Source organism: Nonomuraea sp. NPDC049028 (assembly GCF_043197735.1).
Taxonomy (GTDB): domain Bacteria; phylum Actinomycetota; class Actinomycetes; order Streptosporangiales; family Streptosporangiaceae; genus Nonomuraea.
Map to the genome: position 1 here is coordinate 150,478 of NZ_JBICTR010000001.1, position 11,447 is coordinate 161,924.

The 11,447-nt window shown below is 69.2% G+C and carries 10 protein-coding genes; 5 read left to right on the plus strand and 5 right to left on the minus strand.

What is annotated here, in order from left to right; genetic code table 11:
- Positions 1–74: 74 nt before the first annotated feature.
- Positions 75–998, minus strand: coding sequence for an ATP-binding cassette domain-containing protein (locus ACGFJ2_RS00680; RefSeq protein ID WP_393463355.1), 924 nt, complete (start codon positions 996–998; stop codon positions 75–77).
- A gap of 70 nt (positions 999–1,068) precedes the next feature.
- Here ACGFJ2_RS00680 and ACGFJ2_RS00685 point away from each other — a divergent pair, with 70 nt between their 5' ends.
- A complete protein-coding gene (locus ACGFJ2_RS00685) occupies positions 1,069–1,704 on the plus strand; it encodes a TetR/AcrR family transcriptional regulator C-terminal domain-containing protein (protein WP_357940926.1) in 636 nt (211 codons plus the stop codon).
- Between the two features lie 86 nt (positions 1,705–1,790).
- Here the strand turns inward: ACGFJ2_RS00685 and ACGFJ2_RS00690 are convergent, their stop codons facing one another.
- On the minus strand, positions 1,791–2,120 hold the full coding sequence (locus ACGFJ2_RS00690) for a type II toxin-antitoxin system PemK/MazF family toxin (protein ID WP_357940928.1): 330 nt from the start codon (positions 2,118–2,120) through the stop codon (positions 1,791–1,793).
- The gene (locus tag ACGFJ2_RS00695) at positions 2,086–2,421 is read right to left on the minus strand and encodes a hypothetical protein (protein ID WP_357940930.1); all 336 of its coding nucleotides are present in this window, start codon (positions 2,419–2,421) and stop codon (positions 2,086–2,088) included. Before ACGFJ2_RS00695 ends, ACGFJ2_RS00690 begins: the two co-directional genes overlap by 35 nt.
- A 136-nt stretch (positions 2,422–2,557) precedes the next feature.
- Here ACGFJ2_RS00695 and ACGFJ2_RS00700 point away from each other — a divergent pair, with 136 nt between their 5' ends.
- On the plus strand, positions 2,558–3,247 hold the full coding sequence (locus ACGFJ2_RS00700) for a sulfite exporter TauE/SafE family protein (RefSeq protein WP_357940932.1): 690 nt from the start codon (positions 2,558–2,560) through the stop codon (positions 3,245–3,247).
- Between the two features lie 102 nt (positions 3,248–3,349).
- Here ACGFJ2_RS00700 and ACGFJ2_RS00705 read toward each other — a convergent pair whose 3' ends face one another.
- Positions 3,350–3,862 carry a hypothetical protein gene (locus ACGFJ2_RS00705; RefSeq protein ID WP_357940934.1) on the minus strand — a complete coding sequence of 171 codons (513 nt, stop codon included), beginning with the start codon at positions 3,860–3,862 and terminating at the stop codon, positions 3,350–3,352.
- 148 nt (positions 3,863–4,010) lie between these two features.
- Positions 4,011–6,365 carry a hypothetical protein gene (locus tag ACGFJ2_RS00710; RefSeq protein ID WP_393463358.1) on the minus strand — a complete coding sequence of 785 codons (2,355 nt, stop codon included), beginning with the start codon at positions 6,363–6,365 and terminating at the stop codon, positions 4,011–4,013.
- 341 nt (positions 6,366–6,706) lie between these two features.
- Here ACGFJ2_RS00710 and ACGFJ2_RS00715 point away from each other — a divergent pair, with 341 nt between their 5' ends.
- The 3 genes from ACGFJ2_RS00715 (at position 6,707) to ACGFJ2_RS00725 (ending at position 11,305) form a co-directional block, all read left to right on the plus strand.
- Positions 6,707–9,526 carry an AAA family ATPase gene (locus ACGFJ2_RS00715; RefSeq protein ID WP_393465251.1) on the plus strand — a complete coding sequence of 940 codons (2,820 nt, stop codon included), beginning with the start codon at positions 6,707–6,709 and terminating at the stop codon, positions 9,524–9,526.
- Between the two features lie 148 nt (positions 9,527–9,674).
- The gene (locus tag ACGFJ2_RS00720) at positions 9,675–10,193 is read left to right on the plus strand and encodes a SigE family RNA polymerase sigma factor (RefSeq protein WP_393463360.1); all 519 of its coding nucleotides are present in this window, start codon (positions 9,675–9,677) and stop codon (positions 10,191–10,193) included.
- Positions 10,190–11,305, plus strand: coding sequence for a hypothetical protein (locus ACGFJ2_RS00725; RefSeq protein ID WP_393463362.1), 1,116 nt, complete (start codon positions 10,190–10,192; stop codon positions 11,303–11,305). The genes ACGFJ2_RS00720 and ACGFJ2_RS00725 overlap by 4 nt, the downstream gene beginning before the upstream one ends.
- Positions 11,306–11,447: the final 142 nt, after the last annotated feature.

Sequence of the window (11,447 nt, forward strand, 5' to 3'; positions counted from 1 at the left end):
AGTCACCTCGTGGGAATCGGCCGGACCTGCCGGAAGGGCGGGTCGGGTGGCGGTCAGCGGCTGTGGTCGGGTGGTCAGGTGGTGGTCAGGTGGAGGAAGACCTCGTCCAGGGTGGGGCGACGGAGGGACAGGTCTTCGACCGGGATCATGGCCGTGTCCAGCGCGCCGGCGATGCGGATGAGCGACTGCGCCCCCTGTTCGACCGCCACCGTCACCCGCCGCTCGTCCACCACCTCCACCTGCCGTTCATCGGCCGCGCGCCGTACCAGGTCGAGGGCTTGGGGGACGTCGGCGGCGGCGCGGAGGACGACCTGCACCCGGTCGCCGCCGATCCGCTGCTTCAGCTCCACGGGTGAGCCGGAGGCGGCGACCCGCCCCTGGTCGAGCAGGACGATCTGGTCGGCGAGACGGTCGGCCTCGTCCAGGTATTGAGTGGTGAGCAGCAGCGTGGTCCCTTCGGTGACCAGGTCGCGCAGCAGTTCCCACAGCCCGAGGCGGCTGCGCGGGTCGAGACCGGTCGTGGGCTCGTCCATGAACAGCACGGGCGGCGCGACGATCAGGCTGGCGGCCACGTCGAGGCGGCGGCGCATGCCCCCTGAGTACGTCTTGACCCGCCGGTTCGCGGCGTCGGTCAGGTCGAACCGCTCGAGCAGCTCGTCGGCCCGCCGCCGGGCCGCCGCCTTGGGCAGGTGGTACAGGCTGCCGAACATCTCCAGGTTGCGCCGCCCGGTGAGCAACTCGTCGACCGCCGCGTGCTGCCCGGCGAGCCCGAACATGAAGCGCAGCCGCGCCGCGTCCCGCACCACGTCCAGCCCCGCCACCTCCGCGTGACCGGAGTCGGGGCGGAGGAGGGTGGTGAGGATGCGTACGGCGGTGGTCTTGCCCGCCCCGTTGGGCCCGAGGAGCCCGCAGACCGTGCCCGCCGGCACGGACAGGTCGATGCCCGCCAGCGCGTCCTTGGACCGGTAACTCTTCCGGAGCCCTTCCGCGTGGATCACGACGAACCTCCTTAACGCCGTTAAATCTAACGCTGTTAAGGATGCATTGAACGTTGTTAAACTGTCAACCGTGGCACTCGAAAAAGGCACCATCGTGGCGACGGGGCTCCGCTTGCTCGACGAGGTGGGCCTCGACGGCCTCACCTTGCGGCGGCTGGCGGCGGAGCTCGGCGTGCAGGCGCCGGCGCTCTACTGGCACTTCAAGAACAAGCAGCAGTTGCTCGACGCGATGGCGGTGGCCATGGAGGCACCGCACGTGACGCGGCCGGTGTTCACGGACCCGTCGCAGTGGCGGGAGTGGGTGGCCGACTACGCCCGCGGCAGCCGGTCGATACTCAACTCCCACCGCGACGGCGCCAGGCTGGCGGCCGGGACGCGGTCGTCGCCCGAGATGTTCGCGATGGTGGAGCGGGCGGTGGAGGCGCTGGAGCTGGCGGGCTTCACGGTGGCGGACGCGGCGCGGGGACTGTTCGCGGTGAGCAACTACGTGGCCGGGTTCGTGCTGGAGGAGCAGGCCGACCGGACGCGGCCGGACACGGACGAGTCGGGGCCCGACATGGCGGAGTTTCAGGCACGCTACCCCCGGATCATGGCGGCCCTGCTGGAGGAGGGCGACCCGCAGGGCGACCGCTCGTTCGAGGCGGGGCTGGCCCTCATCCTGGACGGCATGCGGCTGCGACTGTCCAGCGGGAGCGCCGCCGATTGAGGCGGGTTGGCGACGGTCGATCGGCGAGTCTGGCACGATGAGGGTGCCACCCGGCGAAATTCCGCTTCGCCGGATGGCACTAATCGTCAGACGATGTCCGCGATCCAGTCGGTCACTTCGCGGACGACCTCGTCGGGAGCGATCCCGACTCTCCTGGTGAATCGCTGGGGAGACACGCTTCGCACGTGCTCGACCATGGCCCAGCTGGGTTTGTCGAGCCCCGTGCCTTCGCGGCTGACCGGGATGTGGTTGTCCCATCCGCGCTCGGTCGTTGTCAGGGGGACAATGATCTTTACTGCGGCTGCGGCGTTGAAGCCGTCGTTGCTCACGACGAGCACGGGGCGACGGTAGCCCTGCTCCCGTCCGGTGGGCTCGCCCAGCTCAGCGAGCCAGATCTCGCCTTGGATCACCCTCATCTCTCTCCTCGGGAAACGTGATGAGCCCCTCCCACTCGGGTGCGATGCGGAGGGAGCTTGACGGTGGGCCCTGGACCAGCTCGGACTCGGCGAGATAGTCGGCCCAGGCTCGCGGGTCCTCCTTCCTCGTGCGTTCCATCTGGTCCGCGACATGTTGCCAGCGGTGCTTCTTCTCCAACTCCCGAATGGCCTGGTCGATGATCGCGGTCATGGGTTCACCCGCCTTTCTGGCAAGTGCGGCGATTCTGTCCCGGGTCTTGACGCTGACGCGTATCGTCGTCGCTTTTTGTTTCACGTTCATACTCCGGAGGCTACGTCTGCGTCGGGAAGAAACCTACACCCTCGTCGTAACGCATACTGCTTGAACGGCAACACAGAGTAAAGATGATTGACTCTCCTCCGTGACTCAGATGGCATTAGTGCTGATTGTTGGCGGTTTGGCGGTCTTCATTGGGGCGGTTGTCCAGGGCAGCGTGGGGTTCGGGCTGGGGCTGGTGGCCGCGCCGGTGCTCACCATGCTCGACCACTCCCTGATGCCCACCGCCATTCAGGTGGTCAACCTCACGTTGCCGCTGTTCACGCTGGCCGCGGAGTGGCGGAAGGTGGACTGGCGCGGGGTGGTTTTCGCGGTGCTGGGACGGCTGCCCGGTGCGGCTATAGGTGGAGTCGTCCTGGTCTACATATCCGTCTACACGCGAGGCGTCTTCGTGGGGGTCATGGTGCTCATCGCGGTGGGGCTCACGGCGTGGGCGGTCAGCGTGCCGCGCAACGATGCGACTATCGCGGGGGCCGGGTTCTTCTCGGGCATCACCGGCACCGCGACCGGCGTCGGCGGGCCGCCGATCGCGCTGGTGTACCAGCACGCCAAGGGGCCGCAGATCCGGGCGACGCTGGCGATGGTCTTCTTCCTAGGCGCCGCGCAGTCGCTGGCCGTCCTGGGCTTCGTGGGGGAGTTCTCCGGCCGGGCGGCCATCACGGGGGCCGTGCTGATCGTGCCGATGGTGCTCGGGTTCCTGGTGTCGGGGCCGCTGCGGCGCTACCTGGACGGCGGGAAGGTACGGACCGCGGTGCTGGTGGTCGCCGCCCTTTCGGCCGTCGCCCTCATCGGTCAGAGCCTGACCGCCTGAGCCGCCCGCCGCGTCCGCGCCTTCATGTCGTCCGTGCCTGATCGGCCGAGCGTCAGGCCCTGACCGGCTAACGGTCAGGGCCTGTAAGCGGTGGTACGGCGCCTAGGTTGCCCTCAGTGAGACGTCGAGTATGGTTCGGCTGCAATTGGTGGTCGGCGCGTTCCCGCAGAAGGTGTTGACCGCGAAGTCGCTGAAGTCCGCGGTGGGCTCGATGGCGATGACGTTGCCCACAAGGTCGGGGTACGGGCTGACCTTGAGCTGGATGCCCGTGTCCAGCCAGTACAGCTTCTTGATGGCCACCTGCACGTAGGCCTGTTGTGCCGCGGTGACGCCTAAGCGGAGGCCGAATGTGCCCAAATACCCGGGGGAGTAGACGGGCCGCGAATGGGTGTCCAGGAAGTAGGCCTGGACCTCTCCCGGTTGGATGACCGTGTTGACGTTAATGGTCTTACAGTCGCCTTGGGCGCTCACCATGGGCACCTCGTAGGTGCAGGCTTTGAACGTGCCGGTGACCCACTTGGCGGGGGCGGCGTGGGCGGCGCCGGCCGGTACGGTGAGTGCCGCACCGGCGGCGAGCCCGGCCGCCGCCAGGCTGAACGCGCGGCGCATGGACATGGGTTTCTCCTTTGATCGCTTCCGCGGGTTGATGTGCTGGACGTTGGATATCTCTAGAACTTTGTTCTGTGTTGGCGTGCGCCAACGATGGGCCGGGGTAGTTCGCCGTCCTGGGAAGGCCGGCGGACTACCCCAGCTCCGCCACGTGTCACTTCGGTTGCAGCTGGGTCGTCAGCGTGTAGTCACCCGCGACCGCGGTGGGGTTGGTCAGCACGAAGCCGAACCAGGTGTCGGTCGAACCGGTGTTGGCGAAGGTGAACTCCTCCGGCACTCCGGGCCCGTGGGTCGTCGACGACGCCACCGCCTGGGCCCGCGTCTGGAAGTTCCCGGACGCGCTCGACAGCAGGAAGATCTCCGGATCCTGGTTGTTCAACGGTGTGAGCGTTACCTTGATCGTTCTTCCGGGTGGGACCGCCAGGTCTCGCGCCGCGATGACGTTGTCGCCGCCCATGGTGATCGTGTCGGTCGTCGTTTCACCCGAGATGGCGCGTCCGCCGCCGAACTCGATCATGTACGGGAGGTTGTCCGAACCGAGGGAGACCGTCGTGCGGTAGGTATCGGCGGGCTGCTTGTTCGAGTCGACCGCCACGAAATCGGTGACCGACCCCGTGATCGTGCTCTCCACGAGTGCGGAACCGTGGTTATTGAGCAGTTTGACGTTCACGTCATTGCCCGACTGCGGCCGGGCGCCGACGACGCTCCAGTAGGTGGGCACCGCGTCGAACCGGAAATTCTGCGCCGGCAACGGCCTCGGCCGTTTGCGCGGCGTATCCCTCGGCAGGGGATCGTGGAACAACCCGATCCCGATCTGGATGCCGTTGTTGTAGGCGCTGCCTTGCGGGTCGACGCCAACGCCCTGGTCCGGACGCTGTCCCCAGTACTGCACGAAGTTCTGCAACGTAGAGGACGAATCCCGCACTGTGTTGAAGATGCTGTGCGGACCCTCGTGCGCGTAGTCCCAGTAGTCCACCGCGCTGATGGCGCTGTCGCCCAGGTCGAGCAGCGCTCCGGCGACGTTCGCCTCCACCGTGATGCCACCGGTGTTGTTGTACTCCACCAGGTCGAGGTCGCTGACATCGAACGGGTTCGTCCAGAAGTCCGACTTGCCGTACACCGCCAACGGGAACCAGTCCGCCCAGCCCTCGACCCAGGCGCAGGTGTCCGAGGAGACCTCGAACAGGAAGTGCGGGTTGCAGTTCGCGATCGACATCGGCGCGTCGTTGAACAGGTCGTCCATCACAGCGTGGCCGACCTCGTGCACCACGGCGTCCGGGGTGTCGGGGTCGTCCGCCTGCAGCCAGATGGTGTCCGTGCCGTGGTCGTAGTGGGTGCGATTCACGTTCGGTCCCATGCTCACCTTGTACTTCCGGCATGGGTTCTCGTTGCCGTCCCAGCACGGGTCCGGGATCCAGAACCACACGTCGGCCAGCTCGTCGAAGGCATGCGCGGCCTTTTGCTTCGAGCTCGGCGGGAACGACTGCCCGAAGTCGACCGTGCCACTCGTCACCGTCTGGCCCCAACTGGTCCAGGTGAAGGGGATGCCGTCCTGCGCCACGACCCAGTGCGGGTTGTCCGTGGTGAACCGGATCTCGATGTTGGGGGAATCACCGGTGGTGTCGAAGCAGAGCTTGTAGTTTCCGCTGCGGTCGGTGTACCCGCTGGCCAGGACGGTGCCGAACCCGAGAACCTCGGCGCGCAGAAACTGCGAGAAATGATTGCTACCGGCGGCGTTGTACAACGCGGTGCCCTTGACGCAGGCGATCACCGGCTTCGGGTCCGGCCCTGGGGCGCCCGTCGGCGCGACGCCCGGGTGATCCGGCTTGTCCGTCGGTGTGACGGCCGAGTCCGCCCGCTTGTCCGTCGGTGTGACGGCTGGGTTCACCGGCCTGTCCGTCGATGTGACGGCCCGATCCACAGGCGTGACCGCCGGGTCCACCTGCTTGTCCGACCGGGTCGGCGCCGGTATCGCGGAGGTGTCCACAACGGCCCGCACCGCGGCGACGTCGTCCGTGACGGCTCCGGCGCGTGACTCGCCACCGGACGCGGCCACCGTGAAGTCGACGGTGTCTCTGTCGCCGTTCTTGCCGACGAGACTTGGCGCCGAAGCGGACGCCATGATCTCGGCATAGCCCGCGGCCGTCGCCCGCACCGCCCCCTCATATGTGGTGGCGCCGGCGGCCAGGTCCACGTGCGCGGCGGCCCGGTGGACGGTGCCCGCACGCGTCGGATCTGTGGACGCCACGTCGCTGGTCGAGAGCCCTCGCGGCGCGTTCGACCAGGTCAGGTTGGGTGGCAACTCGATCGCCACGTCGGCGCCCGCCCGCGCCACCTTGCTGTTCACCGTCACCCGCAGCGTCGCGGTCTGCCCTACCGCGGGCAACTGTGTGAGGTCGGCGGAGACCTCGATGGGCGCGGTGACCGGAGTAGGCGCCGTTGGTTGCGCAACCGCCTTACCGGGGGCGCCGGATAAGAGCAGGCCGGCCCCGAGCATGCCGGCGGACATCAAACGCCAACGGCGATGCGCCCCCGATTTCGAGCGCCTGAACTGACTTCTTCGCCTTCTCGATGTGTCGCCGGCGGCGGTTACGGCGAGACTCAGCCCTGCCAGGCGGCGGGCGATGGACATGATTTTTCCCCTTTTATGAGATGAATTTCCGCTGCCTGGGCCAAGGGTGCGGACCAGGCGTCCAGATCAGGCTGGCCCGTACCTGGTGCCGAGGGCTTTAGGGCGGACCCCCAACCGCGACCCCAAGGTTTGGCGGACCCTCCCCGTCCGCTGGAGGCGTTTTATTGCGCAGACATAGGGGCCGTCGCCGTGCGATGGTGACGCGGGCGGTGAGAGCGATGGTGGGTCAGGTGCGGCTGCGGGAGCGTGAGGATCACCTCGCGTCACTCGCTGACGCCGCGAGGTCGGCCAGAGCCGGGCAGGGCCGGCTCGTGCTGATCAGCGGATCGGCTGGTCTGGGCAAGACCAGCGTGCTGGCGCAGGCGAGGCAGATCGCCGCTTCGGCGGGATTGCGGGTCCTGACGGCGCGCGGCACGGAGCTGGAACGCGATTTCGGCTTCGGGGTGGCGCGGCAGCTGTTCGAGCCGTGGCTGGCGGGCATGCCGGCGGGTGAGCGGGCCGCCCTGCTGTCGGATGCGGGCGCGGCGGCCGAGGCCGTCTTCGGCCCGGCCAGACCGGGGCAGGGCGCGGTGGGCGATTTCGCGGTGCTGCACGGCCTGTACAAGCTCGCGGCCCGAGGCGGCTCACTGGCGTTGCTCTGCGATGATCTGCATTGGGCGGATGAGTCGTCGCTGCGGTTCCTGGCCTATCTGCTGCCGCGCCTGGACGGGCTGGGACTGATGGTCGTGGCGGCGTTGCGGCCCGGCGAGACGGGCGCCGCGACCAGACTGCTGGATCTGATCACCGCCGATGACGGTTGCCAGGTGCGCAGGCTCGCGCCGCTGACCGGGACCGCCAGCGCGGAACTCCTGCGCGAGCTGCTGCCGGACGGCTGCGAGGACGACTTCGTCGTGGCCTGTCAGACGGCCGCGGCCGGCAACCCGCTGCTGCTGCGCGAACTGGCGTGCACAGTGCGGACCGGCGACCTCGCGCCGACGAACGCCAACGCCCCGCGCGTGGCGGGCCTGGGCGCGGACGCGGTCGGCCGCCGGATCGCGCTCCGGCTCGACAGGCTGCCCAAGGCCGACGCGGCGGTCGCGGGGGCGGTCGCGACACTGGGCGGTGCGCCGATCGCCATGGCGTCCAAGCTGGCCCGTCTGCCGGCGGCCGAAGCTGCGGACGCCATCGCGGACCTGGTCACGGCTGACATCCTCCGTGTGGACGACGGCCGGGTGGAGTTCGTCCATCCCCTGGTGCAGGCGGCCGTCTACGACCGGCTGAGCGTGACCGAACGCGTCGATCGGCACCGCTGCGCCGCCGGGCTGCTGGCCACCGCGGGTGCCCCGGCCGAGCAGGCCGCGGTCCACCTGCTCAGGATTCCGCCCGGCGGCGACCGTACCGCCATCGCCACACTGCGCCGCGCCGCCGATGACGCCCGGGCCCGCGGGGCGCCGCAGGCCGCGTTGAGCTACCTCCAGCGCTGCCTGGCCGCTATGGACGACAACGATGTCCGGCGGGTGGAGGTGCTGACGACGGCGGGCATGGCGGCCGCCCATGTCGACCAGAGCGCCGCGGTCACTCACTTGGCCGACGCGCTGGAGCTGGCCACCGAGCTCCGTCAGCGGGCGGAGCTGGCCTACGCCCTGTCGCTCGCCTGCTCGCTGGTGGGCCGGATCGACGAGGCGCTCAGTGTGCTGGCGCGGGCCCGGGAATGGGTGCCCGACGAGGATGAGGAGCTACGCCGCAGGCTGCTGGCCAGTACGACGCTCATCAAGAACATCTTCACCGGAGCCGACCGCGATGCCGCCGACCGTGAGCTCCAGGAACTCCGGGCTCTGACGCCCCATGACAGCGCCGGCGGACGCATGCTCGACTGCGTGATCGCCACGCGCGACGGCATGGCCGGCGATCCGGCCGCGATCCAGCGAGGGCTGCGCGGCCTCGCCGACGATGTGCTGATCTATCAGGCCATCGGCTGGCCGGCGCTTAACGGCGTGTGGGGAGTGCTGTTATCCGCCGACCTGGACGATCCCATGGCCAGCATCGAACGTGCCCTGGAGCACGGTCGCGCACACGGATCGACCTTCGCCCTGGCCGCCGTGCTCACCTATCGCGGCCTGGGCAGGCTATGGCGCGGACAACTGCCCGGCGCCGAGGCCGACCTGCGAGAGGCCGTAAGGGTGATCGACCTCGCCGGGATCGACTCGGGGCGCCCCTTCGCCGGAGCGTTCCTGGCTCTCACCCTGCTGGAGCGGCAGCTGCCCGACCAGGCGGCGGCGGCGCTGGAGTGGGTGGGAGCGCCCGATCCCGTGCCGCCGGTCGGGCCGTGGTACTTCTACCTCGATGCCCTGGCCGCCGTGCGACAGGCTCAGCAACGGTACGAGGAGTCCGCCGTGCTGGCCGTCGCGGCCGGCCACAACCTGGCTGTACACGGGTTCGGCAATCCCGCGTGCGTGCCGTGGCGTACCCGGGCCGCCCAGAGCCTGCACGCCCGGGGCCGTAGCGCGCAGGCGCGGGCGCTCGCTGCGGAAGAGCTCGAACTGGCGCGCCGATGGGGCGCGCCCCGCGCGCTCGGCCGCGCGCTACGGGTGCTGGGCCTGCTGACCGGCGGCGAGCAGGGCCGCGAGCTGATGCGGGAGTCGGTAGAGGTTCTACGCGGATCATCCGCCAAGCTGGAGCACGCCCACAGCCTGCACCACCTCGGCGCGGTGCTACGCCGGGCGGGCACGCTCACCGCCGCCCGCGTGCCCCTGACCGAGGCGCTCGACCTAGCCGTGGCCTGCGGCGCACCCGGACTCGCCCAGGCGGCCAGGAACGAACTGCTGGCAGCGGGAGCCCGACCCCGGCGAGGCCGCTTGCTGTCGGGGCCGCAGGCACTGACGAACGCCGAGCAGCGGGTCGCCGCCCTCGCCGCGGCGGGCCACTCCAACCGGGACATCGCCCAGCGCCTCTTCGTCACCCCCAAGACCGTGGAGGTACACCTGACCAGCGTGTACCGCAAGCTCGGCGTCAGCAATCGGGCCGGCCTGAGGCAGGCGCTGGAACACGCGCCGCTTTGAGGGATCGAGCCGTCAGCGCTGATTTGCCCGTCACGATCCCAGACCGGCCACCGCATGAGCTCCTGAGGACCGGAGCCCCCTGTGCGTGCTCGGCGATACAACCTTTTGTCACACAAGTCGCGTTGGCAACGGGGGAGAGGAGATCACATTGGACCGTCACGACGGCTTCCGTGAGTTCGTGCTCGCCCGCCAGCAAGCCCTGATGCGGACCGCGTACCTGCTCACGGGAGACCCGCACCTGGCAGAGGACCTGCTGCAGAGCGTCCTGATCAATGTCGTGGGCCACTGGTCCAAGCTGGTCAAGGACGGCAACCCGGAGGCGTACACGCGCAAGGCCATGGTCAACCAGTACATCTCCTGGAAGCGCAGATTACGTCCCGAGGTGCCGAGCGGTGACCCGCCCGAGCGGGGCGCGTACTCCGACGGAGCCGTGCTCGACCGGATCGTGTTGCGTCAGGCGCTGGCCAAGCTGGGGCGCAGGCAGCGGGCCGTGATCGTGCTGCGTTTCTGGGAGGACCTGACCGAGGCGCAGACGGCCGAGGTGCTGGGCTGCGCGGTCGGCACCGTCAAGAGCCAGACCCATCACGCGCTGGCCCGCCTGCGCGAGGTCGCGCCCGAACTGCTGCATCTGCTGGATGATCCCGAGATCGTGGAGGTGGCACGATGACGAGACTGCGCGAGGCGTTGGGGGACATCGCCGAGGAGGCTCCGCTGGTGAGCCTCGCCGACGTGGCCATCGCGGGCCACCGGCACCGGCGGCGGACCGTGCTGACGGCATCCGCCGTGGCGGTGCTGTGCGTGACTGCGGCGGTGGCAGTGGTGGTGGCGGTGCCGTGGCCGCGTGGTGCCCAGACGGCCACGCGGCAAGGCCAAGAGGCCGTGCCCGACCTGCCCCCGGGCAAGGTGGGGGCGATCAGCCGCGCGTACATGACATCCTGCAAGGTCATCGAGCATGAGATCGACTGCACCGCGGTCGAGTGGCGGGTGGTCACCCGCGCCGGCAAGACCTACCGCGTGCCGCAGGCGCTCGCCAAGACCGCCAAGGGCGAGCGGGTGCCCGTCGCGATCAGCCGGGACGGCCGCCTGCTCGCCTACTACAGCCGCGACGCTCAGGCGCACGTGGTGCGCGACCTGGTGGGCGGCTCCGAGACGACGTCGGCGGTCACCATCAAGGAGGAGCGGATCGGCGTGGGTTCCATGCTCGTGCTCTCCGACGACGGCCGGTACATCGCCTTCGACCCGCGCGTGGGCAGCAAGTACCCCGGCATGCTGATCGACGTGCGCACCGGCAGGACGACGCACATCAACGGCAAGTACGAGCCGGTCAGCGTCAAGGGCGGCGTCGCCGAACTGGTCCGCTATCGCAAGACCGACCTGTGGCTCATGCCCGTCACGGGGGGCGGCAAGCCGGTGCGCTTCAACGGCGTGTTCATCATGTTCAGCGAAGTAGCGCCCGACGGTCGTACGGTGGCCGCCGTCGAGTTCCCGAAGGTCGGCAAGGGCGAGCCCCTGATGCTCGAAAAGAGCACACTGACCCTGCTCGACGCCAAGACCGGCAAGCTCCTGCGCAAGGTGCCCATCAGCGGCCTGCCGGACGACCGCGGGGGCGTCGCCGGCACCACGATCTGGCAGAGCGAATCCGAGGTCACGCTCCTGTACGGGGGCAAGGAAGGCGAGCGTTCGTACGCGGTCGACGTCAACACCGGGCGGGCTCGGCTCCTGGACCGTCAATCGGGCAGGACCATGAACCTGAGCTATCCCGGGGCCGCGAGCGGCTGACCGCCGCACAGGAGACGCAGCAGAGACGCTGCCCAAGAGACGCCGCGTCGGCCGGATCCCCCCGGCCGGTGCGGCGTTTCGCTTGTCCGGAGGCACGCGCCCGGTGAACCTCCGATGTCAGCCGCGTTTCTAGATTGTTATC